Here is a 23,212-nt window from a genome sequence, read left to right on the forward strand (position 1 = left end):
AAAACAGGGGAGAAAAACAGCACCTCCGGAGCCTTAGCCTCCGGGGGTGCTGATGTGTATGGAAGGCTCAGCTGTCCTCCAGCATCCGGTATCCGATGCCCAGTTCTGTCAGGATGTATTTGGGCTCGGAGGGGTTTTCCTTCAGCTTGCGGCGGATGTTGGCCATGTTGACCCGCAGGATCTGGTTGTTGCTGCCCTCGTAGGGGCCCCAGACATGCTTGAGGATGAAGTCATATGTGAGTACCTTGCCGGCATGGAGACAGAGCAGCTCCAGGATCTTGAACTCGTTCTGTGTGAAGTGGATCTCCTCGCTGCCCACGAAGACCTGGTGGCGGGCAGTGTCCACGACTAGGTCTTTGACCTGATAGCGGTCCTTCTGCTCGCCCTGGCTGAGGTTGATCCGGTCGGCCCGGCGCAGGGTGGTTCGGATGCGGGCCAGCAGCTCCGGAACGCCGAAGGGCTTGACCACATAGTCATCCGCCCCCATGTCCAGGGCTTTGACCTTCTCAGACTCCCGATCCCGGGCGGAAATGATGATGACAGGCACCTCCTGGGGCAGTCCGCTGAGTTCCTTGAGCACGTCCAGTCCGTCCATGTCGGGCAGGCCCAGGTCCAGAAGCACCAGATCGGGACGGTGGGAAAAGAATAGGCTGAGAGCCTCCTTGCCGGTGGTGGCGGACATGGCCTTGTAGTCGTTGGCGGTCAGAGCGCGGCAGATGAAGTTGCTGATGGTGCGCTCATCTTCTACGACCAGGATCAAACGTTTTTCACTCATATGCTTTCTCCTCCATGGGAAGGCCGAAGCGGAAGACCGCTCCGCCCTCAGGGTCATTTCCGGCGGCGAAGAAGCCGCCGTGGGCTTTGATGATGCTCTGGCAGACGGACAGGCCGATGCCCATGCCTCGGGTGGAGTCGCCTGACAGGTCCCGGGGGAGGGGACGGCCGGACTGGACTGCCTGCATGATGTCAGGAGACAGTCCAATGCCATGGTCCCGGACCTCCACCACCGCCCACTCCTCCTGGCGGAACAGGTGGAGCTGGATGTGCTGAGTGTCCCCGGAGTGGCGGACCGCGTTTTCCAGCAGATTGACGATGACCTGCTTGATGAGCATGGGCTCCATGGGCAGGAACAGGATGTCCTCTGAGAGGTCCAACTGCACATTGGCGTCCGGGAAACGGCGGCGGGTAGTGAGCACCGCATCCCCCGCCACCTCCTCCAGCATCTCCTCCCGCTTCTTCAAAGGGACAGAGGCGTCCTGGATACGGGTGATGGACAGCAGATTCTCCACCATGGTGGTGAGAGCTTCGGCGTCGTTTTTGATGTCGTTGAGCAGGGAGACATCCTTCTCACTGCGGGGCTCCTCGCTGGACAGCAGTACCGCGGCCGCCCCGGAGATAGCAGTCAGAGGGGTGCGGAGGTCGTGGGAGACGGAGCGAAGGATATTGCTGCGGATGGTCTCCCGGGCGGCCTCCAGCTGAATGGCATTCTTTTCCTGGTTCAGACGCTCGTTCAGCTCATACAGGGCCTTGGTGTTCTGCTCCCGCTGTTCCGCCTCCAGGGCCTGGAGCTTGATCCGGGAGGTGAGGGTGCAGATGATGATGGCGATGGCCGTCATGCTCAGCATGGCCACCGGGTATCCGGCATAGCTGAGAGAGAAGGCGGAGTAGGGGTACATAAAATAGTAGTTGATGCAGAAAGAGCTGAACAGAGAGGCCAGGATACCATAAAAATATCCAGTGGTCAGCCAGGATACGAATGTGACGGCCAGCACATAGACCAAGGCGGAGTTGTTCTCCACGCCGAACTGAAACAGTAGCCGGCTGAGGTAGTATGCCCCGGCCATGAAAAAGGCGGTGATCAGAAAATTCATCACGCCCCGCGGGACAATGGCGGTCAAATCATGGAGCTTGGCTTTCCATTCTTTCAAAAGGAGCCCCCCCTTCCAGCGGCCGGTCAGAGGATGACACGACGCTTGTATTCTTAGTCCCATTATAATAAGGAACGGCCCGGCCTGCAAGCAGAAAATGAGGGCGTCCTCCTTCAGGACCAGAGGAGGGGAAGGAGGCACACATAGAGGACAAACAGGGCCATACCTATGACTGCGTTGATGGCGAAGGCGTTGCTGGCGATCTGGGAGTCCTCCAAAGAGCCATACTCCGAGATGTAGGCGTTGAGGATGACGGAACCGTGCTGGGAGATCAAGGTAAAGAACGCGGCATTAAAATAGAAATCCTGCCCCACCATGGGGTCCATCAGGAAAAATTTAACCCCATAGCTGACGGAGAAGATCAGAAGATAGCGCCAGGCGACCAGGCGCAGGCTCTCCCGAATCTTGTCCGGATTGTCCATATGGATCCGGTAGCCCACTGTGATCAGGATCAGGGTGGAGCTGATGCCGCCCAGCTTGGAGATGGTGTCGATCACGCCGCCGCCCAGGTCTGTGGCGGAAACGGCGTCCCGTATGCCCAGAAGCTGAAGTGCCAGGGCCAGGAAGATCATGACAAACAGTGGAGATAAAAGGTTTTTTCCGATTTGACGCGGTCCGGCGGTCTCTCCCTTTAGATAGATCCGGGCGACCGGCATGAAGACTAGACCGATAAACAGCTCATGCCCCACTCCCATGCTGGTGAGATACCCCATATTTTCCAGGCCGAACACAGTGGAGAAGAGAGGAATGGCCATGAAGCCGAAGGCAAAGGCACAAGGATAGAGGGGAGCGAAGCGGCGTTTGAAATGGAACAGGCGCGCGGTGAGAAAGCCCAGCCCCAGGAGCAGAAGCTGGATCAGAAAGGTGCAGGCGGCCAGCCCAAAATGCTCGGGGCGCAGATCCAGCCCAATAAAGGTGGTGAAGATGGTACAGGGGATCAGATAATCTGAGACCAGCTTTGTCACACCCTGAACGGTCTCTTCCGAAAAATAATGGCGTTTTTGGAGCCAAAAGCCAAAAATAATGAGCAGGATAACAGGGAGAACGCTGCGGATCAGATGTTCCAGCTGCATGATACGGTATCCTTTCAGGTGTCAGCACAAAGTATGAGGCGTCCCGGCAGAAAACAGAATGAGGAACGGACAGGCCCGACCCTGGGGATTCGGATATGCCTGCTGTCTGAAAATTATAACACACAGAACAGATGCTGTCACCAGTATTTCACAGGGAGGCAGGCGGAACGGAAAAAACTTTCCGGGCTTCCACAGGACGGAGTTCTTGTACCTGAGCAAAAAAAGTGGTATAATAATACGATTTCCCCCAAGAGATCAGGCCCGTCGGGGCGGCGGGCCTGACAGGGGAGGATAATGAATGGAATGAGGGATTTTGTATGACCTACAAGGAAGAATTTATCACGTTCATGGTGCGCTCCGGCGTGCTCACCTTCGGGGACTTCACCACCAAATCCGGCCGCAAGACCCCCTATTTTGTCAATACCGGAAACTACAAGACCGGTGCCCAGGCGGCCAAGCTGGGGGACTACTACGCTGCCTGTATCCAGGAGCACATGCCAGACGGCATTACCTGCCTGTTCGGACCGGCCTACAAGGGCATCCCCCTGGCGGTGTCTGCCGCCGCCTCCCTGTACCGCAATTATGACCGGGATCTGCCCTACTGCTTCAACCGCAAGGAGGCCAAGGACCACGGCGAGGGCGGTTCCATGGTGGGCTACAAGCCCCAGGACGGGGACGACGTGGCCATCGTGGAGGACGTAGTCACCGCCGGCACCGCCGTGCGCGAGTCCATCGAGCTGTTCAAGCATGTGGCCGACGTGAACATCAAAGCCCTGTTCGTCTCGGTGGACCGGATGGAGCGGGGCACCCGGGAGTGCTCCACCCTGGATGAGCTGCGCCAGGACTACGGCATTCAGGTCTTCCCCATCGTCACCGTGCGGGAGGTCATCGCCTTCCTCCACAACAACTCCATCGACGGCAAGGTCTATATCGACGACGAGATGAAGGCGAAAATGGAAGCCTATCTGGAGGAGTACGGGGCCAAGGGCTGAGCCAAAAAATTCCCCGTCCCCTCGGAGAGCGGAGGGGGGCCTCCGGGGGGAACTGGTGCCCCCCGGAAAACGCGGCGCGCGAATGCGCAAAGCGGTCCCCGCAGGGACCGCCCGCGTTTTGAATGGAAGCCTATCTGGAGGAGTACGGGGCCAGGGCCTGAGCACGGCAAAAGAGGACAGAGAAAGAGAGGGAGCAGGGATGGCGGAGAGGCGCAGATCCATCCATACAGGGCACCGGCAGCGGGTGAAAGATGAATTCTCCGCCCGGGGACTGGCGGGCTGGCCGGACCACCGGGTCCTGGAACTGCTGCTGTACTACGCCATCCCCCAGGGGGATGTGAACGGGCTGGCCCACGAGCTGGTGGAGAGGTTCGGCTCGCTGGCCGGGGTGCTGGACGCCGCGGAGGAGGAGCTGTGCCGGGTGCCCGGAGTGGGGCAGCACACCGCTGTCCTGCTCAAGCTGATCCCGGCGGCAGGGGCGCGCTACCTCCAGAGCCGGGCGGACCTGGGGGAGCCGGTGCGCCGGACGGAAGACGCCTACGCACTGCTGGAGCCCTACTTCTTCGGGGCCAGGAACGAGATGATCTACCTGCTTGCGCTGGATGGGAAGAACAAGCCTCTGGGGGTGCGGAAGGTGGCGGAGGGCAGCATCTGCGCCGCCAACATCAATCTGCGCCGGATTATGGAGGAGGCAGTCGCCCTCCGGGCGCCCCAGATCTATCTGGCCCACAACCACATCAGCAACCTGGCCTTCCCCTCCCCGGTGGACATCTCCACAACTCAGACTATGCGGACGGCCCTGGCGGGGGTGGGCATCGAGCTGCTGGATCACCTGGTCTTTGTGGACGGGGATATGGTGTCCATGCGGGACAGCGGGATGATGAAGTGATGCCTGGGCCCTGTCCCTCTGTGGACAGGGCCTTGACTTAGAACATTTGTTTTATTATAATAGGGCGGACGGAGAGCGGCCCGGGAGGAACAGGAGGGACGGCTATGCCCAGATTTGAAGTGGTTTCAGAATACACCCCCAGCGGGGATCAGCCGGAGGCCATCGAGGCCCTGGCCAGCGGACTGGAGATGGGGCTGGACGAGCAGACGCTGCTGGGCGTCACCGGCTCGGGCAAGACCTTCACCATGGCCAAGATCATCGAAAAGGTCCAGCGGCCCACCCTTGTGCTGGCCCACAACAAGACCCTGGCCGCCCAGCTGTGTGCCGAGTTCCGGGAGTTCTTTCCCCACAACGCGGTGGAGTACTTCGTCTCCTACTACGACTACTACCAGCCGGAGGCCTATATCCCCCACACAGACACCTTCATCGAAAAGGATTCCGCCATCAACGAGGAGATCGACCGGCTGAGGCTGTCCGCCACCGCCTCCCTGATGGAGCGGAGGGACGTGATCGTGGTCTCCTCCGTCTCCTGTATCTACGGTCTGGGCGAGCCGGAGGACTTCGCCAAAATGATGGTCTCCCTGCGGGTGGGGGCCACCCTGGAGCGGGACGAGCTGCTGAAAAAGCTGGTGGCCATCCGCTATGAACGCAACGATATCGCCTTTGACCGCAACATGTTCCGGGTCCGGGGGGACACGGTGGAGATCTGGCCCGCCTATTGGAAGGACACCGCCCTGCGGGTGGAGTTTTTCGGGGACGAGATCGACCGCATCAGCGAGATCAACGTGGTCACCGGCACCCCCATCCGCCGGCTGAACAACATCCCCATCTGGCCGGCCACCCACTATGTCACCCCCAAGGAGAAGATGGACGCCGCTATCCAGGAGATCTACAAGGAACTGGAGGAGCGGGTGGCCTTCTTCGAGGGAGAGGGCAAGCTGGTGGAGGCCCAGCGGCTGAAGCAGCGCACCATGTACGACGTAGAGATGATGCAGGAGCTTGGCTACTGCTCCGGCATCGAGAACTATTCCCGGGTCATTGAGGGGCGGCCCGTGGGCTCGCCCCCCCACACCCTGCTGGACTACTTCCCCAAAGACTTCGTCCTCTTCATCGACGAGAGCCACGTCACCCTGCCCCAGGTGCGGGCCATGTATAACGGGGACCGGGCCCGAAAGACCACCCTGGTGGATTACGGCTTCCGGCTCCCCTGCGCCTTTGACAACCGGCCGCTGAAATTTGAGGAATTTGAAAAGCGGCTCAACCAGGTGGTCTATGTCTCCGCCACCCCGGGGGAGTATGAGCGCACCCGCTCGGGCCAGATCGTGGAGCAGGTGATCCGGCCCACCGGGCTGCTGGACCCCAGGATCGAAGTCAGGCCGGTGGAGGGCCAGATCGACGACCTGATCGGGGAGATCAACCAGCGCACCCAGCGGAGCGAGCGGGTGCTGGTCACAACCCTGACCAAGCGGATGGCGGAGGACCTGACCGCCTACCTCCAGAACGCGGGCATCAAGGTGCGCTATATGCACCACGACATCGACACCATCGAGCGGATGGAGATCATCCGGGACCTGCGGCTGGGCACCTTCGACGTGCTGGTGGGCATCAATCTGCTCCGGGAGGGCCTGGACCTGCCCGAGGTCTCCCTGGTGGCCATCCTGGACGCGGACAAGGAGGGCTTCCTCCGGTCCGAGACTTCCCTCATCCAGACCATCGGCCGGGCCGCCCGGAACGCCGACGGCATGGTGGTGATGTACGCGGACACCATCACCCCCTCCATGCGCCGGGCCATCGACGAGACGGAGCGCCGCCGGGAGAAGCAGGACGCCTTCAACAAGGCCCACGGCATCGTCCCCAGAACGGTCATCAAGTCGGTGCGGGAGCTGCTGGAGATCTCCGCCACGGCGGAGGACGTGGCCTCCAACCAGCGCCAGGGCAGGGTCAAGGCCATGACCAGGCAGGAGAAGGCCGCCGAGATCGCCCGCCTGGAGAAGGCCATGAAAGAGGCGGCCAAGATGCTGGAGTTCGAGCTGGCGGCAACTTTGAGAGACCAGATCATCGAACTGCGGGGGAAGTGAGAAGAATTCTATGGAGCTGCTCCCGAAACGGAAGCCGAACCGTTTGACCGGATACGATTACAGCCAGCCGGGGTGTTATTTCATCACCATTTGTACAGCTGGGCGGCAGCCAATTTTGCGTAGGGGCGCACAGTGTGCGCCCGCATCGGAAATTCCGCCTCTCACAGAAATCGGGGAAATTACGGAACGGGCAATTCAAAGTATTCCAAATCATTATCCGTATGTTTTTGTGGAAAAATATGTAGTCATGCCCAATCATATCCACCTTATGTTGCGTATCGAGGGAACCGGGCGCACACTGTGCGCCCCTACTCCCGTCGGAGCGGTTCCCCGGATCATCAAAGCAATGAAAGAGACGGTCACCAAATGTGCCAGGTCTCCCGTCTGGCAAAAGGGCTGCCATGACCACATCGTCCGCGGTGAGGCGGAGTATCTCCGCATTTGGAACTACATCGACACGAATCCTGCCAAGTGGCGGGAGGACTGTTACTACTGCCAGAATGAGGGAGTGTAGTTACTGTGGAACACACCTATCTGCTCCGTCCCGGCCGCTGGCGGGCGGAAGGGACCTACTACGACGAGGCGGGCCGCTCCTTTCCCCTGGCCGGGGAGACAGAGCTGGTCCAGGAGGGGGCGGAGCGGCATCTGGACGGCTGGATGGAGGTGTCCGGGCCTGCTCCGGTCCGATTCACGAACCGCTATGTCATCCGGGAGACGGACCGCCCCTTTACCCTGACCTGGCAGTCCTTCAACCCGGTGCTGGGCGTGCTGGAGGGTACTTTCGAGCTGGCGGGAGAGAGTATCCTGTCCCGCTATGTCTCACGGGACCGGGTGTACTCCGGCTGTGAGGTACTGACCCTCCAGGTGGACGGCAGCTATCACAACGCGGGCGTGTCTATGAAGAACGGACGGCGCATGTCCGCCTGGACCGCCGTGCTGAGCGAGGAGAGGGGAAGGACATAATGGCTAAGGCAAAAGAGGAAAAAACCAACGTCATGCGGGTCCTGGACCAGAAGAAGATTCCCTACACCCCCCACGCCTATCCCCACGGGGACGGCGAGGCCCCCGACGGGGTGACGGTGGCCCGCTCCCTGGGGCAGGACCCGGAGCGGGTCTTCAAGACGCTGGTGACCCGGGGGGCATCCGGGGGATACTACGTCTTTGACATCCCGGTGACAGACACGCTGGACCTGAAAAAAGCGGCTAAGGCGGTGGGGGAGAAGTCCATCGCCATGCTCTACAGCAGGGAGCTGCTCCCCCTGACCGGCTATGTCCACGGGGGGTGCTCCCCCATCGGCATGAAGAAGCAGTTCCCCACCGTCTTCCATGAGACGGCGGAGATCCTGGATACCATCATGGTCTCCGCCGGAAAGATCGGCTTCCAGGTGGAGCTGTCCCCTGCGGACCTGATCGAGCTGGTGGGCGGGAGCACGGAAGACGTGACGGTGTGAGGGAAAGGGACTGATATACGCAGACGTCCTGCAATCGGCAGGCTGTGACCGCTTTGTGAGGAGGGGATAAGATGGAGCAGCAGGAAAAGCCGCCCAAGTTTCTCTATCTCCCAGAGGTCAAGAATGACCATTTCATCATCGGCGGGGCGGATGACCGCCCCGATGCGTCCGTACCGGGATCAGAGCCGGGGCCGGGACCTGAGGAGCCCACGGGTATCTACCCCTGCCCGTGCTGCGGGTATCTGACCTTTCCCGCCCCCAAAGAGGAGGCCATAGCCTGCATCTGCCCGGTGTGCTTCTGGGAAAACGACGTGTTCGACCCGGGGGAGGACGATCCCAGCGATGAGAACCGCGGCCTGACCCTCCGACAGGGCCGGGAGAACTACCGGCGCTGGGGCGCGGTCCGCCCCGACCTGGTTGTCCACGCCCGACCGCCCAGGCCGGAGGAGCGGCCGAAAGAAATGCCGGCCTCCCGGCTTACGGCTCCTCCTGGAACTGGGACAGCTCCCGGGAGAGGGAAAGCCCCAGGTCCAGGCCCAGCGTGAAGGCGTGGCAGGCCTGGAAGGAGGCTAAGATCTCCATGCTATCAGTGAGATGGAAGAGCAGATCCTGGTCGGCCTAGGAACAGGAGCGGACCTTCTCCTGGGCCTGCTCCAGCCGCTCCAGAAGCCCGTCCTCTGTGGGGGAGCGGGGCTCATAGGGGAATTTTTGGATGATCAGCTCATAGAGCAGGGAAAGTGTGTCATACATAGAGTACCACCCGAAAGTAATAATTTAATTATGACTAAATTATAGGCGAATTTAGAATTGGTGTCAAGAGGGAGATTGGCAGGATGGAAAAGATCATGCTGCCCCTGGGGCGGCGGCTGAAAGAACTGCGGAAAGAAAGAAAACTCAAACAAAAGGAAATGGCCCGGTTTTTAGAATGTACAGACCGAAATTATCAGAAAATGGAGTACGGAGAGATTAACGTTCCCGGACTGACACTGATCAAACTGGCGGACTTCTTTCAGGTCAGCCTGGACTACCTGGTGGGCCGCAGCGACGACCGGGAGCAGTAAAAAAGATCCCCGCCCCCCGCCGGGCGGGAAGAGCAGGGAAAAGCCGGGGGGCTGATCTTGGCGGGCGTGTGCCTGATCCTCTGTAGAATGAACATTCAAGCCATTTCCCAGTCAAACATCGCCCCCAGTGTCATCTGCCTGCGCATACAGGCGTTACCAAAGGAGAAACCAAAATGCACAGTCATATTTTTGTCAAGGGCGCCCGGGTGAACAACCTGAAAAACATTGATGTGGACATCCCGCGGGACAAGCTGGTGGTCCTCACCGGGCTGTCCGGTTCGGGAAAATCCTCCCTGGCCTTCGACACCATCTATGCCGAGGGACAGCGGCGGTATGTGGAGTCCCTCAGCTCCTACGCCCGCATGTTCCTGGGCCAGATGGAGAAGCCCGACGTGGACTATATCGACGGGCTCTCACCCGCCATCTCTATCGACCAGAAGACCACCAGCAAGAACCCCCGCTCCACTGTGGGCACCGTGACGGAGATCTATGACTACCTCCGTCTGCTGTGGGCCCGGGTGGGCACCCCCCACTGCCCCATCTGCGGCAAGGAGATCAAACAGCAGACCATCGACCAGATCATCGATCAGGTGATGGCGCTGCCCGAGGCCACCCGCATCCAGATCATGGCCCCGGTGATCCGGGGCAAGAAGGGGGAGCACGCCAAGATCTTCGAGGATGCCCGCAAGTCGGGCTACGTCCGCTGCCGGGTGGATGGCATCGCCTATGATCTCAGCGAGGAGATCAAGCTGGAAAAGAACAAGAAGCACGACATTGAGATCGTTGTGGACCGTCTGGTGATCCGGGAGGACATCGCCCGCCGTCTTACAGATTCGGTGGAGACCGCCGCCTCCCTGGCGGGGGGGCTGGTGATCGTCAACGTGGTGGGGGAGGACCGGGATATCCTGTTTTCCCAGAACTACGCCTGCGAGGACTGCGGCGTCTCCATCGAGGAGCTCACCCCCCGCATGTTCTCCTTCAACAACCCCTTCGGCGCCTGCCCCACCTGCACCGGCCTGGGCAGCCAGATGAAGATCGACCCGGAGCGCATCATCCCCAATAAAAACCTGTCCATCATCGAGGGGGCCATTACCGCCTCCGGCTGGAGTAGCATCAAGTCGGACGGCATCTCCCGGATGTACTTTGACGCCCTGGCCAAGCGGTACAAATTCAAGCTGAACACCCCGGTGAAGGACCTGCCTCCGGAGGCGCTGGACGCCATCCTCTACGGCACCAACGGGGAGAAGCTGACCCTCTACTACGACCAGCCCCGGGGGAAGGGGACCCTGTATCAGGCGTTTGAGGGTATTGTCAACAACCTGGAGCGCCGCTACCGGGAAACTCAGTCCGACTCTGTAAAGCGCGAGCTGGAGGAGTGCATGAGCGAGTGCCCGTGTCCCACCTGTAAGGGCCGCCGCCTGCGCAAGGAGTCTCTGGCGGTCACCGTGGGGGGGATCGATATCGACGCCTTCACCCACAAATCAGTGGACGACGCCCTGGAGTTCGTGGATCAGCTGACCCTGACTGAGACCCAGATGCGCATCGCCCAGCGGATCCTGAAGGAGATCCGGGAGCGGCTGGGCTTCCTGCGGTCGGTGGGGCTCCAGTACCTGACCCTGTCCCGCAGCGCCGCCAGCCTGTCCGGCGGCGAGAGCCAGCGCATCCGGCTGGCCACCCAGATCGGCTCCTCTCTGATGGGAGTGCTGTATATTCTGGACGAGCCTTCCATCGGCCTGCACCAGCGGGACAATGACATGCTGCTGGAGACTATGAAGCACCTGCGGGACCTGGGCAACACCCTGCTGGTGGTGGAGCACGATGAGGACACCATGCGGGCCGCCGACTATATCGTGGACGTGGGCCCCGGGGCCGGCGTCCACGGCGGACAGATCGTGGCCTGCGGCACAGCGGAGGAGATCATGAACACCCCCGGCTCCCTCACCGGCGACTACCTCTCCGGGCGGCGGAAGATCCCGGTGCCGGAGCAGCGCCGGAAGGGGAACGGAAAGTACCTGAAGGTGCTGGGGGCGGCGGAGAACAATCTGCGCCACATCGACGTGTCCTTCCCTCTGGGGACCTTCACTGCGGTGACCGGCGTGTCGGGCAGCGGAAAGTCCTCCCTGGTCAACGAGATCCTCTATAACCGGCTGGCCTGCGACCTGAACCGGGCCAAGACTCGGCCGGGCAGACACGACGGCCTGGAGGGGGAGGAGTTCCTGGACAAGGTCATCAACATCGACCAGTCCCCCATCGGGCGCACGCCCCGGTCTAATCCGGCCACCTACACCGGGCTGTTCAACGACATCCGGGACCTGTTCGCCTCCACCCAGGACGCTAAAAGCCGGGGCTACGGCCCGGGCCGCTTCTCCTTCAATGTGCGGGGCGGCCGGTGCGAGGCATGTCAGGGGGACGGCCTGCTGAAGATCGAGATGCACTTCCTGCCGGACATCTACGTCCCCTGCGAGGTGTGCAAGGGCAAGCGGTACAACCGTGAGACCCTGGAGGTGCGGTATAAGGGGAAAAATATCTATGAGGTTCTGGAGATGACAGTGGAGGAGGCCCTCCCCTTCTTTGAGAACCTGCCCCGGATCTACGGGCGGCTCAAGACCCTGATGGATGTGGGGCTGAGCTATATCAAGCTGGGGCAGCCCTCCACCGAGCTGTCCGGCGGCGAGGCCCAGCGGGTCAAGCTGGCCACCGAGCTGTCCAAGCGCTCCACCGGCCAGACCATCTATATCCTGGATGAGCCCACCACCGGCCTGCACAGCTATGACGTCCACCGGCTCATCGAGGTGCTCCAGCGTCTGGTGGAGGCGGGCAACACCGTGGTGGTCATCGAGCACAACCTGGATGTCATCAAGACCGCCGACCATGTCATCGACCTGGGCCCCGAGGGGGGCGACGGCGGCGGCACCATCGTCTGCACGGGCACGCCGGAGGAAGTGGCCGCCTGTGAGCGGAGCTACACCGGGCGGTATCTGAAAAAGATGCTGGAGCGGTGAGGGCGCGTCCTTCTGCCTGGGCCAGACCAACAGAACGGACAGGCCGCGGGTCCCTGCGTGAGAATCGGAAATAAATGCGCCCCCGCAGAGCCGGATGCCCCCAGCGGGCCGGACGGCCCCCTATATACCCATCATAATATATAACGCGCGGAGCGCTCCGGCGGCCTTTGCCGGAGCGCCGCAGAAAATCAGGAGGAGGATCCTATGGAACACATCCGAATCATCGCCCCGGGCGATCCTGGCTTCGACTGGCTCTATGACCTCTATATGCAGAGCTTTCCCGTCCACGAGCAGCGCCTTCGGGAGCGGCAGGAGGGGGTGCTGGGCCATCCGGAGTACCACTGCGACCTGCTCTGTCAGGGGGAGACACGGGTGGGGCTGTTGATGTGGTGGGCCGGGCCCGGCTTCCGCTATGTGGAGCATTTCGCCATCGCCCCGCAGCTGCGGGGCCAGAGCTGGGGCAGCCGGGCACTGCGTGAGTTCCTGGCGGAGGGAGACCCGGTGGTGCTGGAAATCGATCCTCCGGAGGACCCGGTATCCCGGCGCAGGAAGGGCTTTTACGAGGGGCTGGGCCTTGTCTCCAACCCATGGCCCCACATCCATCCCCCTTACCGCCTGGAGTTCTCCGGCCACGCCCTGGAGGTGATGACCTTTCCCGGCGGCTGGGACGAGGGACAGTACCGGCGCTTTGCCCGATATCTGGACGAGATGGTCATGGCAGACCGCCCTCAGAAGGTGGCGGGGGCGTAAGTGGTCCATCCTCCAGGTCCCGGGCCAGCGCCAGTCCTGTCCGTAGTCCCAGACGGAAGCTGCGGAGGGCGTAAAAGCGGTTGAGCTCTTCCAGCTGTTGCTGGAGAAAGGGGTCCAGCACGCTTCGGAGCAGGTCGGCCCGGCAGGAAGTCCCGAAATCTGGGGGCTGAGAGGAAAGGGTAGTTTTGATATAGTGCTCATAGAACCAAGATAGAAAGTCTTCCATATCAAATCAGCGTCCTTCAAACACATCATATTGCGATGTTATTATAATACATCATTTAATAATGTGTTAAGAGGAAATTAAAAATGACAAAAGTGATCCTTCCGGGGCTGGCGGGCCGGCTGAAGCCGCTGCGAAACGAAAAAAAGATGACCCAGAAAGAGATGGCCGCTCTGCTGGACTGCACAGAGGGACATTATCAAAAAATCGAGTATGGAAAGATCAATCTCTCTGCCCTCCAGCTGATGGAGCTGGCCGACTTTTTCGGCGTCACCACCGATTATTTGCTGGGCCGGGATTGACGGATGGACCGGTATCGTGTAAATTGGTTATCAGCTTGCCGCGGCGCGGCAAAATACGGATTTGACAGGAGACCAGAATGGATCTTTTTCAGTGGCTGACCGACACTACAGAGGGGAAATGCCTGTTCACCACCCTGGTGTCTATGATCCCCATCATCGAGCTGAGAGGGGGCATCCCCTTCGGCGTGGCCCTGGGCCTGCCCTACTGGCTGGCCTTTCCCGCCGCGGTGATCGGGAACGTGATCCCCGCCCCCTTCATTATCGTGTACATCCGCCGCATCTTCGCCTGGATGCGCAGACATCTGCCCCGCCTGAACAGCATGGTGGACAAGCTGGAGGAGAAGGCCCACCTGAAGGGACAGAAGGTGCGGCGCTACCAGTATCTGGGCCTTTGGATCTTTGTGGCAATTCCCCTGCCCGGCACCGGCGCATGGACCGGCTCTCTGGTGGCCGCCTTTCTGAACATGCGGCTGAAACAGGCCCTGCCCGCTGTGGTGCTGGGGGTGATGACGGCGGGGTGCATCATGACTGCTCTGACCCACGTGGGTATCAATCTGTTCGCCTGAACCCCGGCGGCGCTTCCGGCATAGGATGGGCCGGAGGTGAGCCTGTATGGAATATGTGTGGGAGATCGTGCTGACCGTCCTGTGCCTGATGGGGCTGGGCCTGCTGGTCTGGTGCCTGATGGGGCGGCTGGTGTGCCCGGTCCCCGGGCAGGAGGTCCTGGCCGTCCTGGAGGGGCAGGGGGACGGAGGGGGGCTGGAGCAGAGCGTCCGCGCCCTGATGTGGCTGAGGAGCCTGGGCCTGCTGCGCTGCCCGGTGGTCATCGTGGACCTGGGTCTGGACCGGGAGGGCCTGGCGGTGGCCCAGCGGCTCGCCCTGCGCTGGCCGGTGGTGGACCTGTACCGCCCGGAGGATGGGGCGGAGGCACATTGATACAAGAGAGGAGGTGCCCAAAATTGGAGGACGGCAGAGAGCTGGAACTGGTGGAGGGCACCGTGGCCTCTTTGATCTTTCAGAATGAGGAGAACGGCTACACCATCCTCCGGCTGGAGCGGGGGGGCGAGGAGCTCACCCTGGTGGGGGAGATGCCCGGCGTCTCCCCCGGGGAGTACCTGTCGGTGCAGGGGCGCTGGGTGCGCCACGCCACCTACGGCGCCCAGTTTAAGGCGGAGATCGTGGAGCGCCGCCTGCCCCAGAGCCTGAAGGAGGTCTTCCACTACCTGGCCTCCGGCGCAGTGAAGGGGGTGGGCAAATCCACTGCCCGCCGCTTGGTGGAGGAGTTCGGAGAGGACGCCCTCCGGGTGATGGAGGAGGAGCCGGAGAAGCTGGCCTCCATCAAGGGGATCACCCCCAAGCGGGCCCGGCAGATCAGCGAGTCCTTCCGCCAGCAGATGGGGATGCGGAGGCTGATGGAGTTTTTGGGGGAACACCAACTCCCGCTGACCCTGGGGACCGCCCTGTACCGGGCCTATGGGGATGTGGCGCTGGAGGTGCTGCGCTCCAACCCCTATCTGATCGTGGGGGAGGAGTTCGGTGTAGAGTTTTCCCAGGCGGATCAGCTGGCCCTGTCTCTGGGGGTGGGGGGGGAGGACCCCCAGCGCCTGGAGGCGGGGCTGCTCTTTGAACTGGCCCACAACCTGAACAATGGACACAGCTTCCTGCCCCGGCGCAAGCTGATAGAGGCCACCGCCATCCTGCTGGACGTGTCCGGCGGCCTGCTGGAGCCCTGCCTGGAGGCCCTGGCCGGCCGGGGCGAGGTGGTCTGCGAGGCAGTTGCGGGGGAGGATGGGGTATATCTGCCCGCCCTTTACGATGCGGAGTGCTATGTGGCCTGGCGCGTCGGGGAGATGAGCCGGTCCGAGCTGCTCCCGCCGGACGACCTGGACAAGCTGATCGCCCGAATCCAGCGGGACCAGGGAATCCGTTACGCACCCCAGCAGCGGGAGGCGGTGGAGCTGGCAGCCTGCCGGCAGGTCATGCTCCTCACCGGGGGGCCGGGTACCGGTAAGACCACCTCCCTGCGGGGGGTGCTGGCCCTGTTCGAGACCCTGGGGCTGGAGACCGCCCTGGCGGCCCCCACTGGCCGGGCGGCCAAGCGGCTGGGGGAGCTGTGCGGTACGGAGGCATCCACCATCCACCGCCTGCTGGAGACCGGCTTTGACCCCCACAGCGGGCGTCTGGTCTTCAGCCACGGGGAGGACGACCCTCTGAAGGCGGACGCCGTCATCGTGGACGAGACCTCCATGGTGGATGTGCCTCTGATGGCGGCGCTGCTGGCCGCCCTGCGCAATGACTGCCGGCTGGTACTGGTGGGAGACCCGGACCAGCTGCCCTCCGTGGGGCCGGGGAATCTGTTCGGGGACCTGATCCGCAGCGGGACTGTGCCCACCGTGCGGCTCACCCAGATCTTCCGGCAGGCGGCCCAGAGCGCCATCGTCCGCAACGCACACCTGGTGAACGCGGGGGAGATGCCCGACCTGCGGAAGAACGATAACGACTTCTTTTTCCTCTCCCGCCGGGACCCTCAGAGCGCGGCGGAGACCATCGTGGACCTGTGCCGCCGGCGCCTGCCGGAACGGATGGGGATCCCGGCGGACCAGATCCAGGTGCTCTCCCCCACCAGGAGGCGGGGGACGGGCACCTCCGCCCTGAACCAGGCCCTCCAGGCGGCGCTGAATCCGCCCTCGGAGGAGAAGGGGGAGCGGCGCTTCGGCGACACCCTCTTCCGGGAGGGGGACCGGGTGATGCAGGTGAAAAACAACTACGACATCCTCTGGAGGGAGGACGGGGGCGCGGCCTCCGGGATGGGGGTGTTCAACGGAGACATCGGCCGCATCCAGTCCATCGACCCGCGGGGGGAGTGCATCACCGTGGACTTTGAGGGGCGGATCGTAGAGTATTCCCCGGACATGCTGGGAGAGCTGGAGCCTGCCTATGCCGTCACGGTCCACAAGGCCCAGGGCAGCGAATACCGGGCGGTGATCCTGGTTGCCCTGGATGGGGCCCCCATGCTGCTCACCCGGGGCGTGTTGTACACGGCCATCACCCGAGCCCGCAGCCTGTTCATTGTGGTGGGGGAGGAGAGCGTGGTGGCCCGCATGGTGGCTAACAACCGCCAGACCCGCCGGTACAGCGGCCTGCGGGCCCGCCTGGCGGGGGAGACAGCGTCGCTCCCCCTGTGACTGAAAAGCGCCAGCCTGCCAAGTACGGCAGGCTGGCGCTTTTCCCCGAGAGAATGGATGCTCATTTCCGGCGGAGGAACAGGATGCGGGCGGCCTCCGCCAGGAGGACCAGGCTGCCGGCGGCCAGGCATACCCTGGCCGTCGCGGCACGGCCCTCCTGAGCCAGGGGCACGGCCTTGGCGATGAGTCCGGCGCCGGTGAGCAGGGAGAGGGCCCCGCCCATGAGCCGCACCGGGCGGTGCTCCCAGGCCCGGTTCATGGAGCGGTCAAATCTGCTGGCAGCCCCTTCCACCAGCTGTTCCAGTCTTTCTTCCGTCATAGGGATACCTCCTTATACATTCGTTCTGATTGTATGTATATTTGCAAAATCAAATGCCCCAGGGGGCATCTGATGGAAGCTAGGTCCGTTCCTCCCCGTACAGCACAGCGCCCATGGCGGAGAAAGCAGCGGAGACCTGGTCGTTGATCAGGGGGAGGCCGATGCTCTCCAGCATGGTGCTCACACAGGCAACCTTGCGCTGAAAATCGGGGCCCGTGGACGAAAAGACCAGAGGGCTGAGCAGGAGGTTGGTAAAGACGGCCACAACCTCTGCCGCGATTTGAGGCGAGTCCACAGTGATGGAGCCGTCCGACACCCCTTCCTCCAGAAAGGTGCGGGTCATAGGGACGACGGAGGTTCGGCAGCTGAGCAGGTAGGCACAGACCAGCTTGGGGCTTTGGTAAAAGGTCCGGGAGAGCATGCGGTACATCTGGAGCTGCTCCCGGTTGGAGACGGAGGCAATGATGAGCCGCTGTAATTTCTCCAACCCGTTCCGGGAGGTGTCCTCCTGGATCTCACGGCAGGGGACCGTCTCATGGAACATATAGGTGGTGACGGCGTCCAGCATCTCCTCCTTACCGTGGAAGTGGTGGTAGATGGCTCCCCTGGTCAGGCCGCAGGCTTCTGCGATGTCCTGCAAGGTGACATGCTCATAGCCGTGCTCCAGAAACAGCCGCTTAGCGGTGTCCAAAATGGCCTTTTCCGTCACTTCCGGGTACTTATTCCGCGGCATGGTTTGTGCCTCCTAATAGATACATAATGTATGTATCTGTAGAATAGCACAGAACGATCCTGCTGTCAACCCCCTGGCGCGAAGCTGAAAAAACTCCCGGCCATTCCATGGCCGGGAGGATCCGGTGTTTCAGGGAGGGTCACAGGGGAGCGACCACGGAATACATCAGGATAAAGTGAGACACGCTGCCCAGGACGATAAAGACGTGGAAGATCTCGTGGCAGCCAAAGCGGGGGTTGTTCCGGCCGGGCCACTTGACCGCGTAGAGCACCCCGCCCACGGTGTAGAGCACTCCGCCGGCGATCAGCCAGAACATGCCCGCGGCGGGCAGGACGCGGGAGAGAGGGGCGATGGCGAACAGAGCCATCCAGCCCATGGCCAGGTAAATGACGCTGGTGAGCCAGCGGGGGATGTCCAGCTTGGCGATGGTGAGGATGATCCCCGCCGCCGCACACAGCCAGATGGCCAGCAGCAGGGGGCCGCCCACGCCGCCCCAGAGGACGGTCATGCAGATAGGGGTGTAGCTGCCGGCGATCAGCAGGTAGATGGAGCAGTGGTCATATTTCCGCAGGGCCAGCCGGCCCCGGACTGTGGTGTTGACGCAGTGGTACAGAGTAGAGGCGGTGTAGAGGCCGATCATGGACAGCCCATAGACCAGGAAGGCGGAAAATTTGATCCAGTCCTCCAGCCCGGCGGCCCGGACCAGAAGAAATACCGTGCCCACCAGGGCCAGCACCGCGCCTGCCCCGTGGGTGATGGCGGACCAAGGCCGCAGGCCGTCATAGGGGTCCCGGCGGGGTCTGGGAGCCTGCTGATGGCGGGCGGTGAGCGGGGCGGAGCGGGTGATATCCGGTACCACAGAGGGATTATAAGCAGGTTCGTGCATAGAGGGCTCCTTTCCAGGAAGGCACATCTGTTCTTGTGTATCATTAGTATAACACCAAACAGACAAAATATCAATATAAAAATTACTAAATATAGTATTAAAAATTATATCTGAAATGCGGAAAATTACAGGAGCCCGCCGGCGCCGAATCGCTGGACAAGGTCAGGATATGCGGAAAGGGCGAAATTATGAGAAGAAGTGGAAGAAAAAAACTTGGCTCTTTTCAAGAATCTGAGAGCTCCGGGTTATGAGCTGCGATTCCGATGTGATGCCCAATCTGTTGAGAATTTCTGTGCCTTTTCTGTCGAAACAGCTTTACAGCTTGAGATCATTTGTTCTGTTGTCTCTTAAACGTCCAAACCTCGTATGGGTCACGGCTTGGATCAGGAGAAATAGTTCCAACACCAAATCCAATGCCTAAGTTTACACCTATAGCAATGCCCAATCAATCTTCCCAAATCACCAAATTATTCTCGCTCAGGACTTGTTCGATGCGTTCCAGATTCAGCGTGGACTGGGGGGCGGTGCGGCGTCCCAGCTCAGCTACCAGAGCCTCGATCACTACCATCAGGGGGGCGTCCCCACAGGGGTGATTGACTGAATTGGCATCAATCATCACATCGGCTGCCTTCGCCAGGGGGTTAAGGCTGGTATTTGTGACCAGAATGATGGGAATACCCAGCTGATGACAGAGCTTGCCTACCTGGATGGTCCGTTTGGTGCAGGGCCATACTGAGAAGACCAGAAGCACATCTGTGGGTTTCATGTGGACGGAAACCTTGTCAAATACAAATTCTCCCTCCAGGCTCAGCTGGCGCACATGAGGGTAGAAGCAAGAGAGGGCATACTCAAAATAGAGGGCCAGTGCCTTGCTGGAGCGCAAGCCAATGGTATAGATCGTGTCCGACTTGAGCATCAGCTGGATGGCACGCTCAAATTCCTCAATATTTGAGGGAGTACAGAGGTTTTCCACGATGCGCAGGCTGTCGGCAGCCACCGAGCGGAAGGTATCGCTGCTCTCTGTCTCCTTGGTGCTGACAAAGCTCTGTTTCTGCCCCCGGTAGGAGGAGGTGTTCTTCAACAGAACCACATCTGCCAGGGTGCGCTTGAAAGCGCTGAAGCTGTCATATCCAAGCGTTTGTACCAGCCGCATGACAGTGGTGGTACCGACGCCGGCGGCGCGGGCCAACTCAGCCACTGTCATGACTCCTACCCGCTCGTAGTTCAAAGCTAAGTATTGACACAGGATGCGCTGTTTCTTGGGCAGCACATCTTTTAATGTCATTATCTCATCAAGAAGTGTTTTTTCCATTACAAGCACCTGCAGTTCTTCCCTTGAAATCGGCGGTTTTTCATTCTTATCATAACCTTTTTTTGCGGCATGGTCAACTATGGCATGGCTCTGGCGCAGAATGCGGGGGAAGGCGTCTAAAAGAAGAAATGGAGAATTTTATATGGCAAACTACGGAACCACTTTACTATTTTCTCTAAAAAATATAGTATCAATCATAAAATAGAATATATATGCCGAATATTTTGTTAAAAAGAACAAAATGAAGCATATATTTTCTATAAAGGGAACAAAAATTCTATTTTGCAAAATAAACGGTTGAAATATTCTTTTTAACGGAATATAATTAGCATCACAAAAGCAAAAAACAATTTAAATGACATTTGGACTGATAAAACCACAATTATTTTTTAGGAGGTAATTTGAAATGAAAACCAGAGACGTCGTATTCTACAGCGAAGGTGCCAAGATGGCCGGTACCATCTATCTGCCCGACGATTACAAGGAGGGAGAAAAACGGGCTGCCGTGCTGTGCAATTCCGGCTGGACCGGCGTGAACAAGTGCTATCCCGCCCTGTACGCCCGTGCTCTGACCGCCTACGGCTTTGTGTGTATGGGATTTGACTACCGCGGTTTCAAGCCCAGCGAGGATGTCCATCCCTGCCTGCCCAAGTATACCACCCTGGAGACCGAGGTGGAGGACATCGCCAACGCCTTCACCTTCATGCAGGTCCAGCCGGAGGTCGATCCCGAGCGCTGCGGCCTGCTGGGATGGGGCGTGGGCGGAGCCGTGTGCATCACCGTGGCGGCCCGGGACAAGGAGGTCAAGGCGGTTGCGACTCTGAACTCCTTCATCAACGGCGAGCGCTGGATGCGAGACGGCATGGGAAACGACGCCTTCGGTAAGTCTGTGGCCCGCCTGCGTCAGGACCGCATCAAGCGGATCACCACCAACGACCCTGTGCTGATGCACCCCTACACCGACTACCCCAACATCACCGAGAGCGGCGACTTCTATACCGACCACGTACTTAAGGAGATCAATGGCGGCATCCAGAGCTCCGTAGATGCGGACAGCGGTGAGGAGTTCCCCACCCCCATGTCCACCGCCATCGGCGAGAGCTTCATCCGCTTCAATGTGGAGGACCTTCTGCCCAAGATCGCGCCCCGGGCCGTCTTTGTGGGCCACGGCTACTACAATGAGCTCCACCAGCGGGTAGAGGCCGAGGAAGCCTACCGCCTGGCTAATGAGCCCAAGCAACTCTACTATGTGGATGGCAAGCACAACGAGTGGATGTTCGACGAGGATCCCAAGTTCCAAGCTTTGGCCGCCGCTCTGGCTGACTTCTATAAGGAGCATCTGAAACCCATGGAGTTTGGTCTGCAGAAATAATTTTACACAAGTCCAAATGGGGTTTAGGGCGCTCCCGCCGCATGTTTATATACTGAGACGGGAGCGCCCCTTTTATCCGGCTTACCCTCTTGATGCGAGGGAGACTAACAAAGGAGAATCTCGGCCATGGAATACAATTATATGTCGTTTTTGACGGATTTCTGTTTTATGTCCCTGCTGCTGGTGATCGCTCAATTTATGCGGGCCAAGATCAAGTTCCTGCAGATGTTCTACATCCCCGCCTCCCTCGTGGCCGGGATACTGGGACTGCTGCTTGGGCCTCAGTTCTTGGATCTGATCCCCTGGAGCGGTCAGATCGGCTCCTACGCCTATATGCTGGTGTGCGTGCTGTTCGGCGGTCTGTTCCTGGGCAAGAAGGAAAAGACCAGCCTGAAAAAGATTTTCACCCAGGTGGGCGATTCCTTCTGCGTCAATATGGGTGCGGAGTTCTTCTGCTTCGGCATTGCTTTGCTGGTGGGCGGCGCGCTGGTCACGTTCCTGTTCCCGGACGTCTTTACAGAAATCGCCCTGCTGATGCCCTCCGGCTACTGCGGCGGGCACGGCTACGCCTCCACCATTGGTACTGCCCTGAATAACCTCCTGGGCCGCACGGACGGCGTGGTCATCGGCCAGACCTTTGCCACCATGGGCCTGCTCACCGGCCTGTTTGTGGGTATTATCTGCATCAACTACGCCACCCGGAAAGGGGCCACCCGGCTGGTCAAAAGCGCCAAGGCCCTGCCTGAGGACTGCCGCACCGGCATTGTTCCTGCGGAGAAGCGCATCTCCATGGGCGAGGAGACCATCAACCCCATGTCCATGGACCCCCTGGCCTGGCATCTGGCCCTGACCTTGATCGCCACCCTGGCCGGCTATACCTTTTATGACTGGTATAAGCAGTATCTTCCTGATATTGAGCTGCCAGTCATGTGTTTGACCATGATTGCCGGCGTGCTCCTCCAGACCCTCCTGAACCACACCCCCTTTAAGGATAGCGTGGATGAACATGTAGAAGGCCGCATCGGCAGCATGGTGACCGACTATCTGGTGGGATTCGGCGTGGCCTCCATCTCCATCACTGTGGTCATGGAGTTCGTGGGCCCCATCCTCCTGCTGTGCGTGCTGGGTACCCTTACCTCCCTGACCCTGGTGTTCTTTGTGGGCCGGAAGCTGTTCCATAACTTCTGGTTTGAGCGCTCTATTTTCGTGTTCGGCTGGACCACCGGCGTGGTGGCCATCGGTGTCACTCTGTTGCGCATCGTGGACCCGGAGGCCAAGAGCGGCACTTTGAACGACTATGGTTACTCCTATACCCTCCAGTCGGTGATCGAGGTGTTTATCATCGCACTGACGCCGATCCTGGCAGTCTCCATGGGCTGCCTCGCGGTAGGCGCCATTGAGACAGGCATTGCTCTAGTGCTGTTCCTCATTGGAGCCAAGATATTCGGTGTACACAAAGAGAAGATGAACGAGCTGCGCCAGGGAGAGGCGGAGATCATCAGCACTCTTCACGAATAAAAATCCCCACAAATAAGGAGTATTTCTGGGTTGCACAGGGCATTGACTACAGCCTGTTCCGCAATTTTGATAAAAAACAAAACAAATATCATAAGACACTAGAGAGAAGCCAAGAGACCGCCCCCACAAAATAATACT

25 protein-coding genes are annotated in these 23,212 nt (G+C 60.2%); 16 read left to right on the top strand and 9 right to left on the bottom strand.

The annotated features are described in order from the left end of the window. Positions 1-67 precede the first annotated feature (67 nt). The 3 genes from L9O85_RS04340 to L9O85_RS04350 all read right to left on the bottom strand — a co-directional run bounded on the left by L9O85_RS04340 (position 68) and on the right by L9O85_RS04350 (position 3,001). Positions 68-775: a response regulator transcription factor gene (locus tag L9O85_RS04340; RefSeq protein WP_050625113.1), complete on the bottom strand. Its 708-nt coding sequence runs from the start codon at positions 773-775 to the stop codon at positions 68-70. Further along, positions 768-1,928 carry a sensor histidine kinase gene (locus L9O85_RS04345; protein WP_050625112.1) on the bottom strand — a complete coding sequence of 387 codons (1,161 nt, stop codon included), beginning with the start codon at positions 1,926-1,928 and terminating at the stop codon, positions 768-770. The genes L9O85_RS04340 and L9O85_RS04345 overlap by 8 nt, the downstream gene beginning before the upstream one ends. 113 nt (positions 1,929-2,041) lie before the next feature. Further along, positions 2,042-3,001 (bottom strand): AEC family transporter, encoded by a 960-nt coding sequence (locus L9O85_RS04350; RefSeq protein WP_108979467.1) that lies wholly within the window; start codon positions 2,999-3,001, stop codon positions 2,042-2,044. Between the two features lie 317 nt (positions 3,002-3,318). Between L9O85_RS04350 and pyrE the strand changes: the two genes are divergently transcribed. The 7 genes from pyrE to L9O85_RS04385 all read left to right on the top strand — a co-directional run bounded on the left by pyrE (position 3,319) and on the right by L9O85_RS04385 (position 8,956). After that, a complete protein-coding gene (gene pyrE / locus L9O85_RS04355; protein WP_050625110.1) occupies positions 3,319-3,993 on the top strand; it encodes an orotate phosphoribosyltransferase in 675 nt (224 codons plus the stop codon). A gap of 199 nt (positions 3,994-4,192) precedes the next feature. Continuing rightward, entirely contained in the window at positions 4,193-4,882 is a 690-nt protein-coding gene (locus tag L9O85_RS04360; protein WP_301579698.1) for a JAB domain-containing protein, read from the top strand. Between the two features lie 104 nt (positions 4,883-4,986). After that, positions 4,987-6,960, top strand: a complete 1,974-nt coding sequence (gene uvrB, locus L9O85_RS04365; protein ID WP_301579699.1) for an excinuclease ABC subunit UvrB — start codon at positions 4,987-4,989, stop codon at positions 6,958-6,960. Between the two features lie 346 nt (positions 6,961-7,306). After that, positions 7,307-7,474 carry a hypothetical protein gene (locus L9O85_RS04370; protein WP_301579700.1) on the top strand — a complete coding sequence of 56 codons (168 nt, stop codon included), beginning with the start codon at positions 7,307-7,309 and terminating at the stop codon, positions 7,472-7,474. A 5-nt stretch (positions 7,475-7,479) separates the two neighbouring features. Next, complete coding sequence (locus L9O85_RS04375; RefSeq protein ID WP_301579701.1) at positions 7,480-7,923, top strand: hypothetical protein; 444 nt, start codon at positions 7,480-7,482, stop codon at positions 7,921-7,923. Next, positions 7,923-8,411 (top strand): Cys-tRNA(Pro) deacylase, encoded by a 489-nt coding sequence (ybaK, locus tag L9O85_RS04380; RefSeq protein ID WP_301579702.1) that lies wholly within the window; start codon positions 7,923-7,925, stop codon positions 8,409-8,411. Before L9O85_RS04375 ends, ybaK begins: the two co-directional genes overlap by 1 nt. 71 nt (positions 8,412-8,482) lie before the next feature. After that, positions 8,483-8,956 carry a CPCC family cysteine-rich protein gene (locus L9O85_RS04385; protein ID WP_301579704.1) on the top strand — a complete coding sequence of 158 codons (474 nt, stop codon included), beginning with the start codon at positions 8,483-8,485 and terminating at the stop codon, positions 8,954-8,956. A gap of 73 nt (positions 8,957-9,029) precedes the next feature. On the opposite strand, the gene L9O85_RS04390 is transcribed toward L9O85_RS04385, so the two are convergent. Then, positions 9,030-9,161: a hypothetical protein gene (locus L9O85_RS04390; protein WP_277102548.1), complete on the bottom strand. Its 132-nt coding sequence runs from the start codon at positions 9,159-9,161 to the stop codon at positions 9,030-9,032. Between the two features lie 83 nt (positions 9,162-9,244). On the opposite strand from L9O85_RS04390, the gene L9O85_RS04395 reads away from it, so the two are divergent. The 3 genes from L9O85_RS04395 (at position 9,245) to L9O85_RS04405 (ending at position 13,224) form a co-directional block, all read left to right on the top strand. Further along, positions 9,245-9,472: a helix-turn-helix domain-containing protein gene (locus L9O85_RS04395; RefSeq protein ID WP_187120356.1), complete on the top strand. Its 228-nt coding sequence runs from the start codon at positions 9,245-9,247 to the stop codon at positions 9,470-9,472. 173 nt (positions 9,473-9,645) lie between these two features. Continuing rightward, positions 9,646-12,474, top strand: a complete 2,829-nt coding sequence (uvrA, locus tag L9O85_RS04400; RefSeq protein ID WP_050625104.1) for an excinuclease ABC subunit UvrA — start codon at positions 9,646-9,648, stop codon at positions 12,472-12,474. A 204-nt stretch (positions 12,475-12,678) separates the two neighbouring features. Beyond that, complete coding sequence (locus L9O85_RS04405; protein ID WP_277117758.1) at positions 12,679-13,224, top strand: GNAT family N-acetyltransferase; 546 nt, start codon at positions 12,679-12,681, stop codon at positions 13,222-13,224. On the opposite strand, the gene L9O85_RS04410 is transcribed toward L9O85_RS04405, so the two are convergent. After that, positions 13,187-13,450 (bottom strand): hypothetical protein, encoded by a 264-nt coding sequence (locus L9O85_RS04410; RefSeq protein WP_277102549.1) that lies wholly within the window; start codon positions 13,448-13,450, stop codon positions 13,187-13,189. The genes L9O85_RS04405 and L9O85_RS04410 overlap by 38 nt on opposite strands. An 83-nt stretch (positions 13,451-13,533) precedes the next feature. Between L9O85_RS04410 and L9O85_RS04415 the strand changes: the two genes are divergently transcribed. From L9O85_RS04415 to recD2, 4 genes are all read left to right on the top strand, one after another. Continuing rightward, the gene (locus L9O85_RS04415) at positions 13,534-13,749 is read left to right on the top strand and encodes a helix-turn-helix domain-containing protein (protein ID WP_277102550.1); all 216 of its coding nucleotides are present in this window, start codon (positions 13,534-13,536) and stop codon (positions 13,747-13,749) included. Between the two features lie 77 nt (positions 13,750-13,826). Continuing rightward, entirely contained in the window at positions 13,827-14,315 is a 489-nt protein-coding gene (locus L9O85_RS04420; protein ID WP_077138786.1) for a COG2426 family protein, read from the top strand. Between the two features lie 46 nt (positions 14,316-14,361). Further along, positions 14,362-14,685, top strand: a complete 324-nt coding sequence (locus L9O85_RS04425; RefSeq protein WP_276757011.1) for a hypothetical protein — start codon at positions 14,362-14,364, stop codon at positions 14,683-14,685. Between the two features lie 23 nt (positions 14,686-14,708). Continuing rightward, positions 14,709-16,934 (top strand): SF1B family DNA helicase RecD2, encoded by a 2,226-nt coding sequence (gene recD2, locus L9O85_RS04430; protein WP_301579706.1) that lies wholly within the window; start codon positions 14,709-14,711, stop codon positions 16,932-16,934. Between the two features lie 61 nt (positions 16,935-16,995). On the opposite strand, the gene L9O85_RS04435 is transcribed toward recD2, so the two are convergent. From L9O85_RS04435 to L9O85_RS04450, 4 genes are all read right to left on the bottom strand, one after another. Continuing rightward, positions 16,996-17,253 carry a hypothetical protein gene (locus tag L9O85_RS04435; RefSeq protein WP_301579707.1) on the bottom strand — a complete coding sequence of 86 codons (258 nt, stop codon included), beginning with the start codon at positions 17,251-17,253 and terminating at the stop codon, positions 16,996-16,998. Positions 17,254-17,332: 79 nt separating this feature from the next. Continuing rightward, the gene (locus L9O85_RS04440; RefSeq protein WP_050625098.1) at positions 17,333-17,986 is read right to left on the bottom strand and encodes a TetR/AcrR family transcriptional regulator; all 654 of its coding nucleotides are present in this window, start codon (positions 17,984-17,986) and stop codon (positions 17,333-17,335) included. A gap of 139 nt (positions 17,987-18,125) precedes the next feature. Next, positions 18,126-18,872 (bottom strand): PAQR family membrane homeostasis protein TrhA, encoded by a 747-nt coding sequence (gene trhA / locus L9O85_RS04445; protein WP_256182690.1) that lies wholly within the window; start codon positions 18,870-18,872, stop codon positions 18,126-18,128. 445 nt (positions 18,873-19,317) lie between these two features. Continuing rightward, positions 19,318-20,157: a MurR/RpiR family transcriptional regulator gene (locus L9O85_RS04450; RefSeq protein WP_187120355.1), complete on the bottom strand. Its 840-nt coding sequence runs from the start codon at positions 20,155-20,157 to the stop codon at positions 19,318-19,320. A 433-nt stretch (positions 20,158-20,590) separates the two neighbouring features. Here L9O85_RS04450 and L9O85_RS04455 point away from each other — a divergent pair, with 433 nt between their 5' ends. Continuing rightward, positions 20,591-21,556, top strand: coding sequence for an alpha/beta hydrolase (locus L9O85_RS04455; RefSeq protein WP_050625096.1), 966 nt, complete (start codon positions 20,591-20,593; stop codon positions 21,554-21,556). A 126-nt stretch (positions 21,557-21,682) separates the two neighbouring features. Next, the gene (locus L9O85_RS04460) at positions 21,683-23,074 is read left to right on the top strand and encodes a sodium/glutamate symporter (protein ID WP_277102551.1); all 1,392 of its coding nucleotides are present in this window, start codon (positions 21,683-21,685) and stop codon (positions 23,072-23,074) included. Positions 23,075-23,212 lie beyond the last annotated feature (138 nt).

Origin of the sequence: Lawsonibacter asaccharolyticus (genome assembly GCF_022453915.1) — a bacterium.
Lineage (GTDB): Bacteria > Bacillota > Clostridia > Oscillospirales > Oscillospiraceae > Lawsonibacter > Lawsonibacter asaccharolyticus.